This is a genomic window from Sphingobium indicum BiD32, from assembly GCF_000382885.1.
Classification (GTDB): domain Bacteria; phylum Pseudomonadota; class Alphaproteobacteria; order Sphingomonadales; family Sphingomonadaceae; genus Sphingobium; species Sphingobium japonicum_C.
The window spans coordinates 52,047-74,994 of record NZ_CAVK010000124.1 but is presented as its reverse complement, the minus strand read 5'-3'; the positions used below and the strand labels follow the sequence as shown (position 1 = coordinate 74,994).

Below are 22,948 nucleotides of genomic sequence, written 5' to 3'. Positions count from 1 at the left end.
CACATGATTCGCGATGCCGGTCGCGCACCAGTTCTTCGAGAGAGGCCGTTGCATCATATACGCCATCGTTTATCAGTAAACGATGGCGTATATTCAAATAAACGGTGGCGTCAATAGGTTTGATTTGGAAATTGCGATCGCACCCGATAGCGACAAGTCGATGGGACGCCCGCCACTTGGAATGAAGCCGACGACGATCAGGCTAACTACCGACACGATCCGTCGTATCGAGGCGCTTGTTGGCAACCGCAGGCTCGCCTTGTTCATCCGCGAGGCGGTGGAGAACGAATTGCAGCGCCGCGAGAATCCAGAAGCGTCCACGGGTCAGGGCACCCCCTGACGGAAAGCACTTTTGCGGCGGTTGTCGAATGCCTGACCGATCCGGCAGTGATTGACTGTTGAGCGCGGCTTGCGGTGGCGTATCCACTCGGTGCCGATTTTCACAGCATCAGCGGCAGGGCGCGCGGCTAGCGATCGAAATTGATGTTTTCCGACCGGCAAATGTGCGCCAATCTCGGCAGCATTTAGCGCTCTTTACTCCGGCTCGAATTCCGGGGGCATGTCGTGGGGCCACATACGCGCGCCATGGATTACGCGAAGGACGCGCACGGTATCCCCGATGATCTGGTAAGGTGCGATATAGGGCGTGCGCGCGATCACCATTCGCGCGTGCCTTCGATGCGGCCCGGACGCCCGCTATTCGGGAAATCTTTGAGGCGCTGGGCTGCTGCCTCGATCCGATCGTCCACATCGGCGGCGGCTTGCGGATTATCCTCACCAATCCAAATGAATATCGCCAGACGGTCAGTCGTTGCGCGGTTGGACCAAGCGAGTTTCATTGCACGGGCTTGATGCCCTTTCGCGCGTTCGCGCGAAGCTCAGCAAACCGCGCGGAAACCTCGGCGTCACCAATGTCAGGCCGATCGTCGTCCAGCGCCTCCTGCACTCGTGCCCGGAACCACTGGTCATAGGCTTGCCGCTCGACCAGCAGTTCCATGGGGGCAACGCCCTCGCGCGCGGTGCGGGTCAGAAGGATGCGCACGGCGTCCGATACCGTAAGACCCATCCGCTCGAACACGGCGGACGCGCGCTCCTTCACATCCGAATCGATTCGCGTCTGAATAAGGGCATTGTTGGCCATGGGATCACTCCTTCGGCTCATATGTAATTCAATCGCATGACAATTGCCATCGGGAAACCGCAAATCACCGTGGTACGAGTGCCACCAGGATGTGCAAATCGGAACTGAAGTGCCGAAAGCGGCAGTATAGTGCCTACTTCCGGAACTTCATTTCCTATCCACTTGCACACCCGGAAAAACCGAGACAGCATACGCATCGGAGGCATAGCACAAGACGGCTTGGCGGGTCGTCAACAAGCGGTCCGCCATGGCGTGCGACTCGAACAGGTCGATTGCTATTATTTCGCAGGCGAAACGCCCGCTGCTTGTCCTTGCATGGCATCGCCCCGCCGTCTCCCGGCAAAAGGCGACCGCCGCTTGCCGCCTGGGGCCACCGGTGATCCCCTATGGCTGCCGCCTACGCGAAATCTCCGTCGATCCCCGACATTTGCCGCCGTAGGCCCGCCATAGCCCTATGCGCGCCGATTGCCCCTTGCGGGCTGAGGGACGGCCTGCATTGTTCAACTCTCATGGGGGAAAGGCATAACTGGCGCACCTATGGAATAAGTCGATGTCCAACACCGATCGTATCATTCGATTGAAGACCGTTCTGGCCCGCACCGGGCTTTCCCGTTCAACCCTGTACCGCAAGATCGCGGACGGGACGTTTCCCGCTCAAATCAGGATCAGCGTTCATGGCGCTGGCTGGCGGGAGTCGTCTGTCGAACGCTGGATGGCCGATCCTGTTAGCTATCGCGAGGAACGAACCAGGAGCAATGCCCAATGACCGCGCTCCCGCCCCCCGATCCGATCTGCGTCCGCGTCAATGAAGCGGCGCGCATGATCGGCGTCGGTCGCACCAAGCTCTATGAACTGATCGCGGCTGGCGAGGTTGAAACGGTGAAGCTCGGCAAGGCAACACGTATCATCACCGCCAGTCTGCACGATTTGGTCAGACGGCAACGCGGAGCGCTGTAGGGTTGGACGCCGTTCATTCGGCGTCCTTCCCCTTACCGTTCTGTGTTTCTGTGCGGTCGAGATATTCGGCCCAACGCGCCATGAGGCTGCGCCGCTTGTCGAAAAAGTCGGTGCGGCGATAGGCAGCTTCAACCTTGTTGGGCAGCTTGTGCGCCAGCACCTTGTCGGCAACCTCCTTCGGGAAGCGCGTCCGCTCCGATGACCAGTCGGTGAAGGCGGAGCGAAAGCCGTGGACGGTCACGCCCTTGATACCGTCATCCCGCAGCAGCTTGGTCATGGTCATGTCGCTGATGGCCTTTTCCCCGTCATTGGAGAATACAAGGCCGGTATCGCTAACCCGCTCGTTCCACCGCTTGCGCAACAGTGCCACGGCGGACGCGGAGAGCGGCACGACATGGGTTTCCCCCGCCTTCATGCGCTCGCCCGGAATGGTCCAGATGGCCTTGTCCAAATCAAACTCGGTCCAGACCACAAAGCGTGTCTCATTGGACCGCACGGCGTTGTAGATGGTAAAGCGCAAAGCATCGCGCCCGGTCGTAGGCGATGCCGCCGCCAGCTTCTGCATGAGCGCCGGGACATCGGCATAGGGCATGGCTTCCAGATGCCCACCCTTGTCCATTTGACGGGGAAGGCTCTTGCGGACGGAGCGCAACGATACCTCGCCCGGAAGCCATCCCTTGATATGGGCAAAGTCCAGCACCGCGCCGATGCGTTGCAGGACACGCCGCGCGCTGTCAGGGATAGTAAGCCAGATGGGCGACAGCACTTCGACCACGCACGCGCTGTCCACCTGGTCCACCGGCTTAGTGCCGATCATCGGAAAGACATGATTCTCGAAACTGGAAATCCAGGCGGCGTGCCGCTTGTTCTTCCAGCCGTCTTTCAATGCCTCGTAGCAGTCGCGCGCCACTGTCTCGAAGCTCGGCACCAACTTGCGTGCCTTGCGCCGCTCGGCCACCGGATCGGCTCCTTCGCGCACCTGGCGGCGCAACGCCGATGCGGCGTCGCGCGCGTCGGCAAGCGACACGTCCAACGCCGACCCCAAGCCATAGTCACGCCGCCTGCCGTCCTTCTGCATCCGCAGAACCCATGTCCGCGCCCCGCTGTCCTTCACCAGCAGACAAAGCCCCCGGCCATCGACATGGCGACCGGGCTTTGCGTTCTTCACTTTCAATGCTGTCAGTGCCATCGGTTCGGTTCCCGCTTTGGGCATTGGGGGCGTTCCCACACTTTGGGCGGGTAATCGTTCCCACAATCGTTCCCACATTTTGAGCCAAATTCAGGCAAACCGGAGCGACCGACCGCGAACACCGTACAAGACAAATCACTGATTTTACAGTGTAGTTAGAGACGTCCCGGCATTGCCTGAGACAAAAGTTATACACTCGTAGGGGTCACCATTTTCCAGCCGTCAGCCGGTGGATTTTCAGCCACCGTCAGTAGATCATCAACATCGTCGGCAAGCGCTATTGGCGTGATGCCCCGTACCGCTCGCTAAACGATTGACCAGGCCCAAATCGGTACATTTGCCTGAGCAAGTCCAGGACAATTCCACCTTCACAAATAGTTGCAACATATCGTTAGGTTGGCTAGGTTACCCACGCGGAATGAAAATGCGGATTTCCGCCCTTTCGCCAAAGATACAAGTCGCACAATTGCTGTAACGGATGGCGGGAGCTGTCTGTTGCCGTGCTTTGGGGGGGGGCTTGGTCAATGGATCGCAAACAGGCTGTTATTTTCGGTGGCGGCGCATTGGCGCTGATTGCCGGGATAGCGCTTGTCGCGCGCAGCGGGGAAACACCTGCAACGCCCCGCAAAGAAACCGCCCCGTCGGGCACCGTTGCAATCGCCAAAGACATCGGAACGGCAGTGCCTTCCAACAGCGGCAATGCGGTTGCCCCGCCTGGACTTGATGCTGCCCGTCCGACTGATTGCCTGATCGAGCCGAGTCAGGTCGTTCGCGTGAACAGCGGCGTCGAGGGCGTAGTCCAGAATATCTATGTCGACAGGGGCGATGATGTTCAGCGTGGACAGGTTGTTGCCCAGTTGTACACCGATGTCGAGCGTGCCGCCGCCGCGGCCGCGCAGGCCCGTGCCTCCAACCCCCACGCCGAACGCGCGGCCGCAAGTCGCGCGGCTTATCTTGCTACGGTCAGCCAGCGCTCTGATCAGGTCAGCCAGTATCTCGCCCGCGATGTGGTGGACGAAGCGCGCGCCAATGCGCAATCCGCGGCGGAAGAGCGCAAGGCAGCAGCGGAAGAGCAGCGGGTTGCCCGACTGGAATATGTACAGGCGCAGCGCGTCATCGGGCAAAAGACCGTGCGCAGCCCGGTCAATGGCATTGTCACGGAGCGGCGCATGGCCCCTGGCGAATATCGCGGCGCAGACGCGACTCATATTTTGACGATCGCGCAGGTCGACCCGCTGAATGTCGAAGTGTTCGCGCCCATTGCGCAACTCGACGCGGTAAAGGTCGGTGATGAGGTTTCGATCTTTCCCGAAGCGCCGGTCGGCGGAAAATATCGGGCGCGCATCAAGGTGATCGATCGCGTTTTCGACGCAGCCAGCGGCACTTTCGGGATGCGCCTCGCGCTCCCCAATCCCGGTAACAAGCTGCCCGCCGGGCTGCGCTGCCGGCTCGAAATCGATCGCAAACCCGCAAGCATTGCCGCCAGACCGGAATAACCGGTCCCGCTCATCCAATCAGACAGGAGCTTTACGGACATGACCAGGAAGCAAGCCTATTTCGCAGGGATCGCTATATGCGCAATCCTGCCGTCGTCCGTCAGCGCCGAAACCCTGCAACAGGCGCTGGAAGGGGCATATCGCAACAACCCGACCATATCGGCCCAGCGCGCCAGCATCCGCGTTGCCGAAGAGGATGTGCCACTGGCGCGCGCCGCCGGGATGCCGACGATCGATGGCAGCGCGACCTATCAGGAGAATGTCCTCACGGGCAAACCGGCGCCGGGCGGATTTTTCTCCAACCCGGATCGCCAGTTTGTCGGCCAGCTCAACGCCAATGTGCCGGTGTTCGATTTTGGCGGGGTGCGCGGCAGTATGAGTGCGGCCAAAGCGCGGGTGGAGGCCAGCCATTTTGGCCTGAACAAGACCGAGGGAGACCTGTTTTCCGCCGTCGTGGGGGCCTATATGGACGTGCTGCGCGATGAGGCGGTGGTCGGCCTTAACCGCAATAATGTCGATGTGATGCGCTATACCGTCAAGGAAGCGGTCGACCGCCGCCGCGCCGGCAGTCGCGGGCCGACCGATGTGGCACAGGCCGAAGCGCGGCTGGCGCTGGCGGAAAGCCAGATGGAAACTGCCGGCGCGCGACTGATTTCGAGCAAAGAGCAATATATAAGGCTGGTGGGCCATGCGGCCGAAAATCTGGAGCTGCCGCCGCCATTGCCGCAGATGCCGTCATCACCCACGGACGCTGTCGAAACGGCGCTGGCCAATAATCCCGAAATAGCCTCTGCGCGCGTGCAGCGGACCGCCGCCGGCTTTGACATCGATGTCGCCAGATCGCAGGCCTATCCAAAATTCAGCGCGATCGGCGGGATCAGCCAATATGATTATCTCGGCTCGCTGGATCAAGGCACGGGGCCACGCAATGGTGATCGCGGCACCACCGCCTTTGTCGGCGTCACCTTGAAAATGCCGATCCTGGACGGTGGCCGCAGCGGCGCACAGACGCGCCAGGCGCTGGCGAAACAGGATGTCGCCGACAAGCAAGCATTCGATGCCGAAGGCAAGGTCATTGCCGAAGCACGTTCCGCCTTTGCCACATGGCAGGCTGCGACCCATGTGACCGACACCGCCCAGCGCGGTGTTACCGCCAATCAGCAAGTGCTGGCGGGAATGCGTGCGGAAGTCAGCGCCGGGCTGCGCCCGCTGCTTGATCAGCTCAATGCCGAACAGGAACTGCTGAATGCCCAGGTCACGATGCTCACGGCGCGGCGCGATGCCTATGTCGCAGGTTTCGCCCTACTCGCCGTGATGGGCAAGGCCGACGCGGCGGACCTCAATTTTGACAAGGCCATGCTCTACCAGCCGACCGTCAAGCCGGATTAACCGGGTGGCATCCGCCCGTTACCGGTGCCGACCTGCCACCTTTTTACTCGCCCCCGCCAAAGGCCATGGTCTTGCGCAGGCGCTCCTCGGCAAGTTCCGTCTGCCGCCGGTCGGCCGCATGGCGCTTCTCGGCATTGCGCTGTGCCAGCCGCCGCAGCATGTTCGCCTTGCCATCGATCAGGGGCCAGATCTTGACAGATGAACTGACGATCCTGGCCGCGCGCGGCGCAAAATCCGTATATAGCTGGTCGTCCAGCGCCGTGATCGCAATGCTACTTCCGGGGTCACCCTGCCGTGCCGCACGGCCGAACAGCTGACGATCGATCCGCGCTGTATCGTGAAAGCCGGTGAGGATGACATGCAATCCGCCAAGGGCTTTGGCAGTTGCGTTCAGTATGATGTCGGTGCCGCGTCCCGCCATATTGGTTGCGACAATGACGGCGCCCGGTTCGCCTGCCTGCGCGATGATCTCCGCCTCCTGCTCGTCCTGGCGCGCGTTCAGCACGCGATGCGCTATGCCCGCAAGGGTCAGCGCTTGTGAGACGGAGTCGGAATCCGCGACCGATCGCGTGCCGATCAGCACCGGGCGCGCGCCTTCTTGCGCGTGTATCTGTGCGACTTCGGTGGCGACAAATGCCCATTTTTCCTGCGCCGTAGGCACCATCACATGACCGCGATCGCTGCGCAGATTGGGGCGGTTGCGCGGGATGACCACGACCTTCAGCCCGTAATCGGCCCATAGTTCATCCGCCACTTCACCGGCCGTGCCGGTCATGCCGCTCAACCTGCGATAGCGGCGGAAAAAGCGTTGATAGGTGATCCGGGCCATGGTGTTGCGCACCCCGGAAATGTCCACCGCCTCTTTGGTCTCGACCAGTTGATGCAGCCCGCCCTCCCACGATCGGTCGGCCATGACACGGCCCGTGGATTCATCGACAATCTGCACCTTGCCGTCCGTGACGATATAGTCCCGATCGCGCAGGAACAGTCGCGTGGCGGAAATCGCCCGCATCGCCAGTTCCTCGCGCGCCAGCCGGATACGCCATTGGGTGTGCGGCAGCCCCCCGGACAGTTGCGCGACACTGTCCTTGCCATGCGCGGTCAGATGGACCGAGCGCGTGCCTTCGGTCAAAATATAATCGCGCCCTTCCTCCAGCATGGAGGCCAGTTCCAGTGCCGCGAGATAGACGCCATCGGTATCCCCCGGCAACTCCGCCGAGAGAATCAGGGGCGTGCGCGCCTCATCGATGAAGATCGAATCCGCCTCGTCCACGATTGCGAAATGCAGCCCGCGCATCAACAGCGGCTGCGTAACCTGCCCGAACAGCTCTGCAACCAGGCGCCGTCCCTGCCCGCGCCGCTTTCCCAATGCCGTCTGATCGCGCAGATAGTCGAATGTCATTTCCTTGTTCGTCCCATAGACGATATGACATGCATAAGCAGCGCGGCGCTCAGGATTTTCCTGGCCGTTGACGATCAGGCCGCAGCGCAGGCCGAAACGTTCGATAACCGGGCGCAGGCTGTTACAATCGCGTTCGGCCAGATAATCATTCACGGTAAAAACATGCACCGGCATTCCGGCCATCGCTGCGGTGATCGCGGGCAGCAAGGCGGTGATCGTCTTGCCCTCTCCCGTCGCCATTTCAGCAAGCCCGCCGTCCAGCATCACCAGCCCGGCCATCAATTGCACGGGGAAATGGCGCAGGCCCAGTTCCCGCCCGCTCACTTCACGAATCAGGGCAAAGGCTTCATCAACCACCCCTTCGCCCAGCCGTTCGCGCATCAGCCGTTCACGTATCTCCACACAGGCGGCATCAAGTAGTTCATCGGAAAGATCGGCAAATTCTGTTGAACGCAGGACAATGCGTTGCGCCCGATCGAGCAAGGAAGGCTTGCCCCGCTGCACGGCGAGCATGAAGCGCCCCAGCATAAGGTCGAGCGGCCGGTCCCATTTCCACGATGGTACTGGCCCGCGTTCGGCATAGGGCGCGATAACCGGCCGGGCATCGCTGCGCGCCTCATGCCAGAAATGGCGTGCCTTTTCGCGCACCTTGCCACTGAGCGCGCCCCAGCGCGAAAGCGTCGCCTCAACCATTGAATTGCGTGAGGAACAACTGGCGCAGCCGGCGCACGAACTGCCAGCCGACAGGCTCCCAGCCCAACTGCAGGCGGACATGAACACGGGTGCCAAAGCGGGCGTCGCGCAATTGCTGCGGCAGGGAGACATCGAACAGGAACACGCGGTTGAGCGCCGTCAGCCCCTTTTCATCGCCCGGATCGGTTGGGATGGTCCCCCCATATGTCGTGGAGAGTGCTTCGCTCGGCAGCTCAAATGTGCCGCCTGGAATTGCGCGGGCAATGGTCCCATCCCAGTTCCGCCCCGGTTCCGATGCCAGCCAGAAACGCACGGCACGCAGCCGCGCCCGCACCAGTTCAATATCATCCTGCGGCACCACGACACGCGCCACCGCTGCATAGCCCGGCGTCACATAGCCGAGCAGCGTCCCCTTTTGCACGTAGCGACCGGGCAAATCCTGCGCCGGTGCCTGGGAGAGCATGAATGTGCCATCGGTTCCGGCTGTCAGGCCCAGATCCCCCAGCCGCTGTTGCTGCACCACCAGTCTGCGAGAATATTCTCGCCATGCATCCTGGCTAATCTGACGCTTGACCATATCCCCCGCCAGTTCGGCATCGGCCTCCACCTCAAGCTCACGCAAGCGCCAGCGGATCTGCTCGACTTCGACCTCCAGCACTGGGTTTTCCGCCTGCATCAGCAGCGTCCCCTTTTTAACCCGCGCGCCATCCGGTGCCGCCAGCCGGGTGATGACGCCATCAGCGCCAGCGCGTACATGCGCCTCCTCCGGTAGCCAGACGATCCCCTGGGCATTGACATGCAGCGGCAGCGGAACGGCAAATAGTGCCAGCATGAGCGCGCCGACCACGCCGAGCGTGATCCTGACCGCACGTTTCCGGTTGCCATGCAATTGCGGGCTGGAAACCACATGCGCAAACATCTTCCAGACAGGAAGGCCCAGCCCGCTCCACAATGACCAAAGCGCGATCAGCACCCCGACCACAAAATATTTCTGGGCCACGAACAACGCGATGGCGATCAGCATCGTCATGCGGGCGATCAGCGCAGCCGGAGCAAAGAAGAGGAACCAGCGCTTTTCCCCCGGCGTCGCGTCGAACGGCAATCCGCCAGGCGTACGGAATATATATTTGTCGACCAAATGCGCCCAGAACCTGTTTGCGCGGCTGCCAAGATTTGGAATCTCGATCAGATCGGCCAATATATAATAGCCATCGAACCGCAGAAACGGATTGCCGTTGACCAGCACCGTCGATACCCCGGCAATCAGCATGATGTTGAAGGCGATGGCCCTCGCCAGCCCCGGCTCCATCAGCACCCACGCAAAGGTCGCGAGCGCGGCGACGAACACTTCCGCGATCATCCCCGCCGCGCCGACCAGCGCGCGCTGCCATTTGCTGGCAAGTATGCTGACATGCGAGGCATCGACATAGGGAACCGGCACGAGGATGAGCAGCATCACGCCCATTTCCCGCACTTCGCGGCCGAAATTCTTGGCCGCAAACCCGTGACCCAGTTCATGGATGCATTTGACCAGCGGATAAATGAGGGCAATGAGAAGCAGATTGTCGGCCGCCAGCACCCGGTCTGCCAGATTGCCGGTCATCTCGCTCCAGTGGGTGCCGACCAGCAGCAATGCGGGGACAACTACGCAAAGCCACAGAAACAGGCCAGCGACGCTGAACAGGGGCGCGACCAAATGCATGTGGCGGGTCAGGAAACGATCCGGGTCGACAAGATTGATCCGCACCGACATCGGGCTTTTGAGATTTTGCAGCCAGCGCTGGCGCCGTTCCTTCCTGAGCCGCTGATAGGCTTCGCTGGTGTCGGGCAATGTATCGCTGGCGAGCAGGTCCGCCGCATGTAGCTGCCCCAGCGCGGCAATGACGTCATCCTGGCTGGGCGCATCTTCGCCCAGACGCTCCACCAGCAATTCCCACAGCGCCTCGACTGTCGCCGTTCCGTCAAGTCGGCCTGCCAGTTCATAGGCGCCCTTGGGGAAACGGTGCGCCTTGCCGGATGCGCCGTCGTCAATCACATACCAGACCTGCCCGCGATAACGATGCCTGCGCACCCGCACATGCCCCTTGAGCCGGGGGCGGAGCCGCGCGACCTGAAACCATGAAGAGCTGTGGAACGGATTGGCCATGATGCGCTCAGGGTATCCACTTCCAGAAGAACAACTGGAGCCAGTTGCGCAGTCCGCGCGTCCATATCCAGAGATTCGATCGACGGTCGATCGTCACCTTGGCAATGCCCTCCATGCCCGGACGCAGCGTCTTTGGCGCGTCGCTGTCCAGCTCAGCCTCGACCCGAAACGTGTTTTTCCCTTCCTGCGCCCCGGTAACGGAGGAGATACGGGTGACGACGAACGGCACGGTCCCCCCGGCAAGTCCAGTGGGGGCAAAGCGCCCCTTCTGTCCCGGCCGCACATAGGTGATATCCGCCTCCTCGACATGAAGGACGACGCGGAAATCGTCGAGCGGGGCTACCTCGAACAGAATCTCGCCTTCCTTGACCGGCGTGCCGACGAGCTGACTGACATCCCCTGATACCAGCACGCCTGAGAGCGGGGCCAGAATGTTCGTCCGCGCAAGCTTATATTCGATAAGGCGCAATTGCGCTTCGGCCTGACGCAGCTTGGCCCCATCCAGATTCATGTTCGATCGCTCATGCTTGGCGAGCGATTCACGATATTCCCGGTCAAGCTGCTGGACTTCGCTGACCGAACGGGCATGATCTATCTGCAAATCGCGATCGTCGAGCGTGGCAAGCAACTGGCCCTGTTTTACCACATCGCCCGCACGCGCATGGGACTGCGCGATGAAACCGGAAAAGGGCACCGCCGCGGCGCGTTGCACCCGTCCTTCCAGCGCGGCATCGGCGCTGACGCGGAACTGGGCGAGCGGCACGAGCAGGATCAGGAGCAACAGGAGAGCGGCAACGCCAAGCGCCTTGGCAAGCGGACGGCGTGGACCGAACAATGCGCGCGCGCCATCCATCATGTGCCGACGCGCGCGGCCACCGAACCAGCGTTCCTCACGCAATTTGAAGGCCAGCAATTGCGCTGTCAGGCTCGCCACGCTCTGCACGAACAGCAGGTCGCGTGGGGCAAACGCCACCCCTTCGGCACCCCGTTCCAGCGTGATGACCCCCACCGGCAGCCCGCGATCCAGCACCGGCACGGACGCAACCGCCATCAATCCTCCGCCCGCGGCAAGCCGGGCCTGTTGAAGCGTGATGAGGCGATTGCCGTCGGAGGGCGGAATGCTGAGTGTAACGCCCTGATCCAGCGCCTCGTCCATCGCTGCCTCAATCGCTTCCGCCGTATCGGATTTTTTGCGGAACCATGCACCATGGGACATCGCGGCAAGAGACACTTTGTCCTTGTAAACCTTACCAAAGCTCACCCGCGTGCATTCCAGCGCGACCGCCAGAGCGTTGCACAGGCTGACGGCGGATTCATCGAAGCTGTCATGCTCCTCGATCGCCGCCAGCACATCCAGCGCCGCAATGGACGCCGCATTTTTATCGGCTTGTTCACTGGCCTGATGCTGCCATACGATCGACAGAATCCAGCCGACACCCCAATGAAGTTCACGCAATATCGGCTGCAATCGCTCAGCCGTTGCACCTGCAATGACGAGCACGACCGCGCCATAGGTTCGCCCGGCGGCCGCAATAGGATAGGCGATGCCGGTCTGGGCGGGATGATCCGGGTCGTTTTCAACAACGGCCTGCCCGCTGGCGAGGGTCTGTTCAGCCACTTTGCGCAGATGCGGGATATCCTGCGGTCCCGTGGGCCAGGAGGCCGCCGGTGCGAAGCTGTTTTCCTCCCCTTCCAGCACGACAAGTCCGGCGACCGCCCCAGGCGTGCGCGCACATTGCAAATCCAGCCAGGCGCGGCAAAAGGCCCCGGCATCGCGCGCGCTGGCCATCGATGCCCAGAGCCGGGCATCGTCGGACGGTTCGGATGTGGAGGGCACGGCTCTCAAATTATCATGGCCCCCGAAACTATCTTTCGCCTCATCATCTGGTGCCTCCCCACCCGTTGGCCAGCCGAACGGGCGCTGCGACAATAGACGCAAAAGCGTGTCTGGTCGCCATCACCATTTCTGCCGACCTCATCTTCAGGCAAGCTTGCCGTATCGCGTTTCATAGTCGCGCACGAGTTGCGTCAGCGCCTCGCTCAGCCGTTTCGCGGCAAACGGGCTGAGGATGATCCGGTGTTGTAAATCCACTTCCAGTTCAGCAGGCGTAGTGCTGGGCTGGTCCCAATTCTGGTTCACACCGAAATTAAGCACCACCTCCTCGCGCGTGCTGGTGGCGTTGCACATGTTACAATAGCTGCTCTTGAGATTGGCACTGTTGAACCGAAGCGTCTGCTGGCGCGGCGCGGCCTGTCCCTTGGGCGTCGCGGTCTTTTCATTCATTCGCTTTTCTCCAGTTCGCCCGAAGGCCCTTTACCTGCGGTCATGGCAGCCTTGCGGCGCTTGTCGTCCGTCTTTTCTCTCGGCCGATTAAGACCGGGAATGAGAATGGGGATGAAATCACCACCAGTCGTGCATTCACCAGCATCGCCATTGTCGAGCAGAAAGCGCGACAGCCATGTCGAGCATTGATCATCGGCGTCAGTCATGGCGGCCATCACGCTATGAACGGCAGGTCGCGCACCCATGTTGATTTTCGGCTGCACAGCGCCGGTTTTCGCGACATCTGTTGCCGTGACCCGGCCATCGCCGGGTGCTGACACGGTTGGCAACGGGGCAGTTGGTGCCGGCGTCGCTTGCGGAGCCGCTTCAGGCGATGGAGATGTGTCAGGACCAGCCGCCGGGGCTGTGGCGTCGCCGTCAGGCTGGCCCTGCTTATTGCCATCCATGCCCTCCTCATACCATGCCGAATTCGTCGCATGGATATCCCGTGCCCAGCGATCCACCGCATCGTAGAAGCCATAAGTGAGCGGACCGAAATCTGCCGGAGGCACGACCTGCGATTGCCAGAGTGGCGCGGGCTTCGCCGGTGTAAATTCTATATCCGGCAGGTGCGGGTTGGCGAATGGGCGATGATCGCGGATATCGGCAACCAGCGAAGGAGGCGCATCGCCCCAGGCCGCAAAGCCCTTGTCAATGTTGAGCGCCACGCGCGTCGCCAGCCACAGGTCCGCCATCGTTTGCTGACGATCCGCATTGGTATCACCATAATAGCCGACCAGTTGCAGCGCCTGATCATCCTGGGTTGCAGACGGTGCAGCGGCGTTTATCGCTTCAACCTTCACTTCCAGCACTTCGCTCGACCCGTAAGGGGCCGTCTCCGGCACGGTCGCATCCAGGCTGAGTATCCAGCGCTCGCCCGCCGCGATCGGTGTATCGCTGCTGACGCTGATCCGGGCGAGGCGCTTGCCGGCAGCGGCAGCCTCCGTCACGAAGCCAAGGCTCGCCCCCGCAGGCAGATCGGCCCCCGGCAACACGCCATCGACGCGCAGCAGTGCGGGATCGTACATCACTGTAAACATCATGGTCTTGACGCCGCCCTGGCTGGCGAAGCTGACTTTCAACCCGGCATCATCGGCGAGCGGGACATCGACATGCTCGCCCGGCCCGCGCATGAAGTCGGGCAGGCGCGCGCTGCCCGCCATGGACTGGCTGAAGGTCAGGCTGGTTTGATAGGCACCGCCGATCAGGCCATCATTATTGCCGTCCAGTACCGAGCCATCGGCGCTGATGAATGCGCCGTCGGCGATGATCAGGTCATAGCTGCCATATTGCAGCGACCTGCCATCGGCGCGCGTGAGCGTGAAGCCCAGCCCATCTGTCGCAAAGCCGAGTGTGAGAGCAATCGCATTGCCACTGCTGTCGGTGAGTTGCACTGCCTGGCTGCCCGCCAGAGCATCAAGCGGTTCGGAAACGCGCACGACAAGTCCGCCATCGACAAAGCCCGCGAGTGTCAACCGTAACAGCGGCGGATCGTTGACGACAAGGCTGATGGGCGATGCCGAGAAGCTGCCATCGTCATTGCGCAAGCGCGCGCTGACCAGGAAATTGCCATCATCCGCATATATATGGCTCGCCGCACTGGCACCGCCTGCCACCGAAGTTGACGCCGTGCCGTCACCCCAGTCGATGACCCATTCGATCGGGCTATCGTCACCTGGATCGCTCGATCCCAGCGCGATGGTATAGGTCTTGCCGGTCAGCACCGTGCTCAGGCCCGATACGCTGAGGATTGGTGCAACATCGGTCACCGCGACATTGAAGCTTTGCTCAGCCTGGGCACCATGGGGATCCGTCACGCGGACGGTAAAGACTGCATCCGCGCCGCCATCGGCAGGCAACCAGTTCAGCACCCCGCTGTCCGTCAGCGTAGCCCCAGCAGGCCCGGAGACCAGCGAGAATATCAGATCGCCAACCGCATCGTCACCGTCGCTTGCCACAAGCTGCAACGAAAGCGCGCTGCCTTCATTCACCCTGATCGGGCCAACCGCCGCCAACACCGGCGCGATGTTCGTCACCTCGATATTGAAGCTGGTTTCTGCGAAGGCCCCCAGCGGATCGGTTACGCGAACGACCACCGGCTGATTGCCTAGACCGGCGGCCGTCCAGCTGAACTGGCCATCGCTCGTCACATTTGCCCCCGCCGGACCGTTGACCAGCGAATAGACCAATTGCGCTGCGGCATGGTTGCTGTCGCTGGCAGAAAGCGTGATCGCGACATTGCCGCCTGTCTGTACCGAACGATCGGGTATCGCAACGAATACCGGCGCGACGTTCGTCACCTCGATATTGAAACTGGTTTCTGCGAAGGCTCCCAGCGGGTCGGTTACGCGAACGACCACCGGCTGATTGCCTAGACCGGCGGCCGTCCAGCTGAACTGGCCATCGCTCGTCACATTTGCCCCAGCCGGACCGCTGACCAGCGAATAGACCAACTGCGCTACGGCATGGTTGCTGTCGCTGGCAGAAAGCGTGATCGCGACATCGCCGCCTGTCTGTACCGAACGATCGGGTATCGCAGCGAACGCAGGTGCCGGGTTGGACACGATGATCGCAAAGCTGCGTTCGGCAATCAATCCGCCGGTATCGGTGACGCGCACGGTCACGCTCTGGGGACCGGGATCGCCCGCCTGCCAGCTGAACAGGCCGCTGGCCGAAATGGCAGCACCCTCAGGGCCACTCACCAGCGAATAGGTCAGGGCTTCGGCGACATCTTCATTGTCGCTGGCCGTGATCGGCAGGATGAGCAGCTTGCCGCTTTCAATTGCAATATCGTCAAGAACGGGCAGCGTCGGCGCAGTGTTGCCGACGACCGGCACGACGTTCAGGGCGAAACTCCGCTGGTCGAACGCACCATCGGGATCGGTGACGCGCACCGTCACCTGGCTGGAGCCGCTTCCTGTCGCTATCCAGCGCAGCTCGCCAGTGGGCGAGAGCGTCGCGCCGCCCGGCCCTGAGATCAGCGTATAGGTCAGCTCTCCTGCGGTATCATCGTCATCGCTTGCAGCCAGCTGAAGCGTGAACAGCGATCCCGCATTGACGTCACGGTCCGGCAGCGCGGCAAAGGCAGGCGCGGCATTTCCCGGCACCACGACAGTGATCGCAAAGCTGCGTTCGGCCGTTCCGCCGTCGCGGTCGGTAACGCGGACGGTGAAATTCTCGATACCAGGCAGGCCAGCTGTCCAGCTTAGCAGGCCCGAAGCGTTGACGCTGGCACCGGCGGGGCCGGAGACGAGTTCGTAGGTCAGATCGGATGCAATATCCTCTACGTCACTGCCCAGTAGACTGAGCGTGACGAAGCTGCCCTGCACCGCGCTGCGATCCTGCACGACAGCAAGTGCCGGCAGGTCGTTGACGGCATTCACGGTGATAGCGACGCTGGCCGACACCGGCGCGCTGAGGCCGTCGGTGATGCTGTAGGTAAAGCTGTCCGCTCCCGCGAAATTCGCATCCGGGCGATAGGTCCATGCGCCACCCGTCACGGTCGGCGGGATGAGCGTACCATTTGCCGGGCCGCTCAGGATCGCGACACTCAACAGATCGCCATCGGCATCATTGTCATTGGCCAGCAGATCGATGACGATGTCCTGATCTTCGTCCCCGCTGCCGCTGTCATTGGTAGCCACCGGCGCGTTGTTCGCTACGGCCTCGAACATGATATTGTCGATGGTCACACGGCTGTCGAGATCGCCCATCGCAATGAGATCGAAGGAGAGCAACGCGCCATTGCTGCGGTCAATCCCAGCAAGCGAGACGGTTACTGTCGCGGTGCCGGTCAACGGATCGCCAGTCACGGTCACGCCGGGGGCAAGGTAGAGCGATCCATCGGCTTGCAGGTTGAGCAGGGCGTCGGACAGGTCCAGCCCGTCCAGTTCGCCCAGCAGCGACTGGCCGGTAACCGGATCGAGCAACGCCACTTCAAATGCATCGGGCGGCAGCGCGCTGTTCGCGCCCAAAGCTGCGGAACGAATCTGGAAACTAATCTCCGTCGCGCCATTGGGCAGGACGAATTTCTGGTTGAGCGAGGACAGGAAACGGCTGTCCTCGGCAAGCACGCCCAGGCCGCCGGAAACCACGCCACCCCCGACTGGCGACCAGCCCGTCGCCGCGCCGAAATCACCATTTTGGAACGGGGCGGTCGCTGCCGTTCCCGGCACGGCCAAGGCAAACGGCGCCACGGCGGCCAGAGCGGACGCCGGACTGCCTGTCCCAGTCAGCGTGACAGTGCGAACCGCCCCTGCCACAGGCGCTGCGACCGGCACTACCGGCAGATCGGTCAGGCCGGGCAAGCGCCGCTCGCCCAGGCCCAGCGCTTCATTCATCACCCTGCCCACAGTCGTGGTCGGCAATTCCGACAGGCCAAGTTCATGGCCCATTTCGTGGATCAGCACGGTCAACAGGTCGTACCGCCCCGCCGCCGCGCTGCCGTCGATGGCGATCAGCCGGCCGCCCGACGTCAGGAACTCGCTCGCCCCGTTTGGCGTGATATCGACGAACCAGCCACGTCCGGCACCATCCGCATCAATCGTGATGACATTGCCTGAATGAACGGCCAGCGCCGCATCCTGATGGTCGGTTATAGCGAATTCCAGATCTGCCAATTTCTGTGCGTCGCTGTCGCTGATCCCCGCAGCCATCCAGGCGAGCCGCGCATCATCGACCAGACTGGCAAGCTGTTCCAGCGTGACGGCCGGAGCGGCGGGTGTGATTGCGACGCCTTCGGCCGCAACCTGCGGCGAGCCGGGCATGACGCCATTCATCGCCGCGACTGTCGTGAAGCGGAGGTCGTCGAGCAGATATATCTGGCTGACCGCAGTACCCAGATCCTTGGCGGCGTTGGTAATTACGTCGATGAATGCCGCGTCCTCCAGATCCTGCTTGTCCTCCGCAGTCGGTGCCATATTTTCATGGGTGATCGTGATCGTCGCCGAGCGGCCCTTATACTCATCGGGAACGATGACCGAAAATTCGCTGGACGTGAACATCCCGGTGCCCAGATCGACCTGCCGCGCACCCGCCTCCTGATTGGCGACCAGTGCATCGACTGTTGGCAGTCCGGCACCTTCAAAACGCACGCGAATTTTCGCGCCGGGTTGCAACATATAGGGCTTGTACACCTTGAAGGTCAGATAGGGCTGATCCTTCGGCACATAGACGAAATTGTGGGTGATCGAATCCAGTCCCGGCAATATCCTTCGCGTCTCCATCTTGATGGCTTCCCAGATGTCGCCATCGGGCAGGAAGGAATCGATGATCTTGGTCAGGGCAGCGCTCGCCCCCATGATCAGCGAATAATTGTCCTGATTGGGGAACAGCTTGTCGAAGCCATTTTCGATCGCGTTTGAGACATAGGCCTTCAAGCGGTTCAGACCGGCCTCATCCTGCGTGTCGGCTCCCAATGACATGGTGACGCCGGTACTTTCGACCAGCGTGTTCAGCCCGTCATTGAGCGCCTCAGTCGCCATTCCGGCGGCCGTAAACACCTTGTTGGTCGCCTTGAAATATTTGTTGACCATGTCGATTTTTTTACCGGCATCGAAGCCGGCCCAGCCGATGACCTTTGCGGCCAGCTTCGCCTCCACAAAGCTCAGCGTCGGCAGCTTGAAGTTGCCGATCGTGATCTGGTTGGCCAGGCTGACCTGACTGTCGAAGAAATCCTCCCAGATCTTGACTAGCACCTTCTTGATCAGGGCTTGGGGATTGGTGTTAACCATGAACAGGGCGGCAACATCTATTTTGCCGATGGCATCCGCGTCAGGCAGGCCGAGCAGATCAAGCTTGAACCCCTGCCCGCCATGGAATGCGAAGCCAGGAATTTCGTAGGAAATCGGGAAGCGCCCGGCATCGTCAGCCAGTTCGCCGGTCGCGATGCGCTCCAGATGGACGTTGAGCGATTCGCGTGTGCCCTGCTCGAAATTACCGTTGTAGATGCTCTGTACGGCGGCCCCGCCAGGATTGGGTGCCTCGCTATTGTCGGTGGTCACGTCAACCTCGCCACCGCTGATGATCGGCCGGAAATCCGCACCACCGCCCGCGACGGAATAGAACCAGCCGGTGCCGACGCCGTCTGTAATATTGAAATGGGTCGTGGACGTCGTGTTGCCGGTGACCATCTGGCTTGCCGCACCGATCCGCACCGACATGCTGGGGCTTGTCACCTTGCCCGGATCGACAAAATACCAGGGCTCCATATTCCATTGATCGAGCGAAGGCAGGCCGAACACCTTGGGTCGAATGCCATCGTCGGTGATACGCCGATAGATATCCAGCCCCTGGAATTTGGTCATGTTGGTGTCGATCGTGCCGGCATACCATTGCCAGACACGGCTGTGCGGGCCACCTGCCCCCAACCCGGCGAAATCGTCCAGATTGAATCCGGACACGCCGGGGACCACACCGCCCAGATATCGCGAGATATCAGTCGGGCCGATATCGCGCCCGTTGGGCGTGGCCGTCGTGAAGGTCTGCGAGGCCGCATCCTGATAATAATTGTCGCTGAAACTGACGTTCGACCACAGCTTGACGTCGGGATCGAGGAAATCGCCGAACTTCACCGGATCAAGTTGGACGCCCAGTGTCTGCGCCAGATCCTGAAATTTCTGAATACGGAACGCCATCTTGGCGGCACCGGCCGCCTCGACCATGCCCTTGCCGACGCCGCCCAGGATAGCCCCTGTCGCCACCAGCGTAAGGCCACCAGAACCCACGGCCGAACTGACGGCACCGACAGCAGTGGCGACAGAACGCACGGCCAGCGCCAGCGATTTGAAACTGCTATATGCCTTGGCAATGTTCAGCAGGGTATTGACCGGAATATCCAGCGAAGCCTGGACGAAATCATGTGGGTCCAGCGTCGTCATATGGATGCCGCTGGTGACCCGGCCATAATAGCCAAGCCGCTGGATGATCTCGCTATTGACGACCGTGCCGCGTGAATGGCCGATGAAATGCAGAGGCGAGCTGAGCAGCGTATTGCTCGATTCCGCGTCCAGATCCATGAGCGCGGCGAACAACGCATCGGCGGCTGCCTCCGAGAAGCCCGCCTCGGCATGGGCGGATTCGCGGACCCAATCCGAAATCAGCACGACAGGCTTGCCAGCATAAGCGGAAAGCATGCTGCCGGTGACAACCCTGGTCGGATCGCTCATGTCCACCCAGGTGCCCTCATTCTTGTCGTAGAGCAGGACGATTCCGCCCCCGCCCAGACGCGAGATCATCTCTCCCATTTCCTGGAAAGCCGCAGGCTGGTGGAACGATTCATTGTCGGTCCAGATGCCGTCCAGCTGGAAACCATGCGTCAGTACGGTCACGCCGTTGAAAGTGCCAGATGGCACCCGGTCGGGCAGAACGGTAAACTGCCGGAAATCGCGAATGCCAAATTCCGTTGAACGGACGCCCCAGAAATAGGTCTGCCCACCGGTCAGAACGCGCGCGAATTCGGGATCAAACGTCAGTTCAAACTTGCCTGGAGGGAGCTCCCCATCGGGCACGACTTCGCCCGTCGCCGTGACCCGCCATTTGCCCGATTCCAGATTCAGCTTGGTAAAGATGCGGCTGGGATGCTTGTCGGAACCCTGCCAGTCCGGTTGTTGCAGCAAACCTCTTTCGCGGATCGGATCGTCTGGCCACAGCCCGTCGCCAGGTGCCAGGGTGCTGAGATAGAAGCTGGTTTTCATCACCGACCCGGCCGGTATCAGCGTCGGGTCGAATTCCCATTTGAATGTCAGCGGTGGCGGGTTGTCGCCGTGAAGGTCCAGTTCGGACGTAGGGGTGATCAGATTGAGCGCCTGGATCGCATTCAGCGCCAGTCCGCGCCCATGACGGGTGACGTCGACGGCGCCCTCACCGGTGGATTCATTATAGATGTCGAATGGATAGTTCGGATTATCAATCGCCCTGTCCTGAAACTCGACGAGCAGCTTGTCGAAATCGCTGCGCTTGGCGATTTCACGAACCTTGTTGATATCCATTATGACGATATTGCCGGCTCCCCGGTAATTCGCATATAATTTGGTCCCGGAGCTATCGACACGTAGCTCCTCCAGGAACGCGAACGGAACCGGCGTCGTCGCCCCGACCAGCCGACGGTTCGGCCCGAAGGGATCCTGGATGACGAGAATTTTGGAACCGACACGGTAAAATTCATCGACCAGTTGCGAGTAATCGAGGTCGCGATACCAATAGAGTGTCGGCAAACCCCAATCTGCGACAAACATATATTCAAGGTCGGGTGTGACCGCGATGCCTGACGCATTATGGAGGTTGAGATCCGGCACCCGGCCGATCGAAAACCGGCCTTCATCGGTGCTGCGCTTCTTGTCCACGCTGATAACCAGCCCGGCGATGGTGAACGGTTGTTCAAACACCCCGATTTCCTGACCCATGGTCAGGGTCGCGATCTGGGTAACGACATGCGTTCCGGCGGGCGTATGCTCCAGCAATTTGGCACCGCGATTGCGGTCCCCACGCGCGACGAACACCATCTTGTTCGGATCGACCGTCGGCTGGATATCGAACACCTCGATGCCTGACGCCACCTTGTCTACAACCGTGCGCCAGCCGTGGATATTGGCCTCACCCTCGACCGGGCGTTGCTCCTCGTCGACATTGACGACCATGATCAGGCCGGCATCGCTGTTCTGATTGTTGATCCAGGGGCGCTGGCCAAACATTTCGGATACCGGCAGCCCCACATACAGGCGGGTGGCATCGGCGTTCAATGCCATGCTGGTGATATGGCCGAACTGTTCACCCCTGCTGGTGATTTCCATGTTCAGCGTATGCTGCGCGTCGTTGACGACTTTCAGGTAGTTGTCCCGGCCCGGATCAATGTTGATGACATAGACCTTGCCCAGACCGGCGGCGTAGAGATAGCCATTCTCCGTATCGACCGCGAGCGCGGTGACCACCCCGCCCTCGACCTTGATGAAATCATCGCTGCTGTTGGGGTTGAGATCATATTGGCGAAGCGTCAGCGTATCGATGACGGCAATGCCCTTTTCGGTCGCAACAAATGCTGCGCCCAGATCGCCGGTCACAACGATTTCCCGGACTGGCGCGCCCAGGTCGATGCGGGCGATCAGTTCGTCCCTGGGCTGCGTCGTATCGAACGAGAGTTTGCGATCGATGATCTGCACGCCCTTCGCATCGCCGACAAAGGCATATCCCGCCTTGTTGTCGATCTTAACGACCGCACTTTCGACCAGTTCCGTGAAATCATTGGGTTCACCACTCGCCGACCCGAACGATCCGACAGCCGGGCGGACGATAGTGATATCGCTCGCCCCCAGCAGGACGGTGGGCGGTGCGGTGAAGCTGAGTTGCTGCGTCCCGCCAACGCTGCCCGTTATAACCGCATTGGATATCACAACCCGCTTCGATCCGTGGGTCAGGACGACACGGACATTGCTGGTCTTTGCGCTGATCGATCCGGCTTCGCCGTCGATGAAATCAAGGCCTGTGATCGTGACGAACGTGCTACCGTCATTGGCAACCAGTGTTGCAACGTTGGAGACGACCGGTCCCTTGTCGGACTGGAACGCCTCCGGCGGGAAATTGGCGAGGATCGTCTTGCCGTCGTTCAGCTCTGCCTGGGTAAATTCAGGTGACAGGTCGATACGACGGACCGCCGCCTGATCGGCCGCCAGATCCTTGTAAATCTGGATCTCCTTGAGCTGCGCGAACAGGGGCAGCGCAATGGACCCGATGGCGGCACCGGCCAGACCCAGCGCCACCGTTGCACCTGCCAGGCCGCCCACGGCGGCAATGCCGATGGCAGGCGCAAATACCAGTGCATTGAGCGCCGTGAATCCGACGTTGAGCCGCAGGATCGGCAGCGGTTTGGCAGCCCCCGCCACCAGAACCGCACCGCGCCTGCTCAGGCCCGGAAACGGTGGCGACTTGGCCCGCGCCATGCCGTCGGCATCGATCACACCTGAATCGATGACGGTCCAGACCGGAATATTTTCGCCATTTGGTCCGACAGGCAAATCAACGCTGGCAAAGAACCAGACCTGATCGCCCGGATTGCCCGCTACCGGCACCGCGATCTGCACCGTATCGTTGAATTCCGCCCCGTCGACCTGCAGGTCGAATGCGCTGAGGAAATGGAACGCATCGGTCGTCGGCATGACGATGGGCAGTTCAGCTTCCGTCAGCGTATCGATCGTGACCGTGGCATTGCCGCTCAGCGCG

General features: G+C 61.2%; 13 protein-coding genes (1 of these 13 running past the window's edge). 5 read left to right on the top strand and 8 right to left on the bottom strand.

Features of this window, described 5'->3' with window-relative positions:
• Window positions 1-82 precede the first annotated feature (82 nt).
• The gene (locus EBBID32_RS12550; RefSeq protein ID WP_037490492.1) at window positions 83-340 is read left to right on the top strand and encodes a hypothetical protein; all 258 of its coding nucleotides are present in this window, start codon (window positions 83-85) and stop codon (window positions 338-340) included.
• Window positions 341-656: 316 nt separating this feature from the next.
• On the opposite strand, the gene EBBID32_RS24910 is transcribed toward EBBID32_RS12550, so the two are convergent.
• Both EBBID32_RS24910 and EBBID32_RS12540 read right to left on the bottom strand, forming a co-directional pair.
• Entirely contained in the window at window positions 657-839 is a 183-nt protein-coding gene (locus tag EBBID32_RS24910; RefSeq protein WP_006957870.1) for a type II toxin-antitoxin system RelE/ParE family toxin, read from the bottom strand.
• Window positions 836-1,141, bottom strand: a complete 306-nt coding sequence (locus EBBID32_RS12540) for a type II toxin-antitoxin system RelB/DinJ family antitoxin (RefSeq protein WP_006957868.1) — start codon at window positions 1,139-1,141, stop codon at window positions 836-838. The genes EBBID32_RS24910 and EBBID32_RS12540 overlap by 4 nt, the downstream gene beginning before the upstream one ends.
• 550 nt (window positions 1,142-1,691) lie before the next feature.
• Here EBBID32_RS12540 and EBBID32_RS12535 point away from each other — a divergent pair.
• Both EBBID32_RS12535 and EBBID32_RS12530 read left to right on the top strand, forming a co-directional pair.
• Entirely contained in the window at window positions 1,692-1,907 is a 216-nt protein-coding gene (locus tag EBBID32_RS12535; protein WP_006957866.1) for a helix-turn-helix transcriptional regulator, read from the top strand.
• Complete coding sequence (locus EBBID32_RS12530) at window positions 1,904-2,098, top strand: helix-turn-helix domain-containing protein (protein WP_006957864.1); 195 nt, start codon at window positions 1,904-1,906, stop codon at window positions 2,096-2,098. Before EBBID32_RS12535 ends, EBBID32_RS12530 begins: the two co-directional genes overlap by 4 nt.
• 13 nt (window positions 2,099-2,111) lie before the next feature.
• Here the strand turns inward: EBBID32_RS12530 and EBBID32_RS12525 are convergent, their stop codons facing one another.
• Window positions 2,112-3,311 carry a tyrosine-type recombinase/integrase gene (locus EBBID32_RS12525; RefSeq protein WP_006957862.1) on the bottom strand — a complete coding sequence of 400 codons (1,200 nt, stop codon included), beginning with the start codon at window positions 3,309-3,311 and terminating at the stop codon, window positions 2,112-2,114.
• A gap of 500 nt (window positions 3,312-3,811) precedes the next feature.
• Between EBBID32_RS12525 and EBBID32_RS12520 the strand changes: the two genes are divergently transcribed.
• Together EBBID32_RS12520 and EBBID32_RS12515 are read left to right on the top strand one after the other, a co-directional pair.
• Window positions 3,812-4,783 carry an efflux RND transporter periplasmic adaptor subunit gene (locus EBBID32_RS12520; protein ID WP_006957860.1) on the top strand — a complete coding sequence of 324 codons (972 nt, stop codon included), beginning with the start codon at window positions 3,812-3,814 and terminating at the stop codon, window positions 4,781-4,783.
• A 39-nt stretch (window positions 4,784-4,822) separates the two neighbouring features.
• Window positions 4,823-6,172, top strand: a complete 1,350-nt coding sequence (locus EBBID32_RS12515; RefSeq protein WP_006957857.1) for a TolC family outer membrane protein — start codon at window positions 4,823-4,825, stop codon at window positions 6,170-6,172.
• Between the two features lie 43 nt (window positions 6,173-6,215).
• Here EBBID32_RS12515 and EBBID32_RS12510 read toward each other — a convergent pair whose 3' ends face one another.
• From EBBID32_RS12510 to EBBID32_RS12490, 5 genes are all read right to left on the bottom strand, one after another.
• The gene (locus EBBID32_RS12510; protein WP_006957855.1) at window positions 6,216-8,267 is read right to left on the bottom strand and encodes a preprotein translocase subunit SecA; all 2,052 of its coding nucleotides are present in this window, start codon (window positions 8,265-8,267) and stop codon (window positions 6,216-6,218) included.
• Window positions 8,260-10,413, bottom strand: coding sequence for a hypothetical protein (locus tag EBBID32_RS12505; RefSeq protein ID WP_006957853.1), 2,154 nt, complete (start codon window positions 10,411-10,413; stop codon window positions 8,260-8,262). The genes EBBID32_RS12510 and EBBID32_RS12505 overlap by 8 nt, the downstream gene beginning before the upstream one ends.
• Window positions 10,414-10,420: 7 nt before the next feature.
• Window positions 10,421-12,250, bottom strand: a complete 1,830-nt coding sequence (locus EBBID32_RS12500) for an HlyD family efflux transporter periplasmic adaptor subunit (RefSeq protein WP_037490488.1) — start codon at window positions 12,248-12,250, stop codon at window positions 10,421-10,423.
• 144 nt (window positions 12,251-12,394) lie between these two features.
• On the bottom strand, window positions 12,395-12,697 hold the full coding sequence (locus EBBID32_RS12495; protein ID WP_006957849.1) for a DUF3467 domain-containing protein: 303 nt from the start codon (window positions 12,695-12,697) through the stop codon (window positions 12,395-12,397).
• Window positions 12,694-22,948: the 3' portion of a putative Ig domain-containing protein gene (locus tag EBBID32_RS12490; protein ID WP_037490486.1), read on the bottom strand. It continues 26,585 nt past the right edge of the window; 10,255 of the gene's 36,840 nt are visible here — the last part of the coding sequence; its start codon lies beyond the right edge, outside the window; the stop codon is at window positions 12,694-12,696. The genes EBBID32_RS12495 and EBBID32_RS12490 overlap by 4 nt, the downstream gene beginning before the upstream one ends.

Excerpts from the sequence above, each read along its gene's own strand:
- EBBID32_RS12550 (WP_037490492.1), top strand. The coding sequence starts at position 83 with ATGGCGTATATTCAAATAAACGGTGGCGTCAATAGGTTTGATTTGGAA.
- EBBID32_RS24910 (WP_006957870.1), bottom strand. The coding sequence starts at position 839 with ATGAAACTCGCTTGGTCCAACCGCGCAACGACTGACCGTCTGGCGATA.
- EBBID32_RS12540 (WP_006957868.1), bottom strand. The coding sequence starts at position 1,141 with ATGGCCAACAATGCCCTTATTCAGACGCGAATCGATTCGGATGTGAAG.
- EBBID32_RS12535 (WP_006957866.1), top strand. The coding sequence starts at position 1,692 with ATGTCCAACACCGATCGTATCATTCGATTGAAGACCGTTCTGGCCCGC.
- EBBID32_RS12530 (WP_006957864.1), top strand. The coding sequence starts at position 1,904 with ATGACCGCGCTCCCGCCCCCCGATCCGATCTGCGTCCGCGTCAATGAA.
- EBBID32_RS12525 (WP_006957862.1), bottom strand. The coding sequence starts at position 3,311 with ATGCCCAAAGCGGGAACCGAACCGATGGCACTGACAGCATTGAAAGTG.
- EBBID32_RS12520 (WP_006957860.1), top strand. The coding sequence starts at position 3,812 with ATGGATCGCAAACAGGCTGTTATTTTCGGTGGCGGCGCATTGGCGCTG.
- EBBID32_RS12515 (WP_006957857.1), top strand. The coding sequence starts at position 4,823 with ATGACCAGGAAGCAAGCCTATTTCGCAGGGATCGCTATATGCGCAATC.
- EBBID32_RS12510 (WP_006957855.1), bottom strand. The coding sequence starts at position 8,267 with ATGGTTGAGGCGACGCTTTCGCGCTGGGGCGCGCTCAGTGGCAAGGTG.
- EBBID32_RS12505 (WP_006957853.1), bottom strand. The coding sequence starts at position 10,413 with ATGGCCAATCCGTTCCACAGCTCTTCATGGTTTCAGGTCGCGCGGCTC.
- EBBID32_RS12495 (WP_006957849.1), bottom strand. The coding sequence starts at position 12,697 with ATGAATGAAAAGACCGCGACGCCCAAGGGACAGGCCGCGCCGCGCCAG.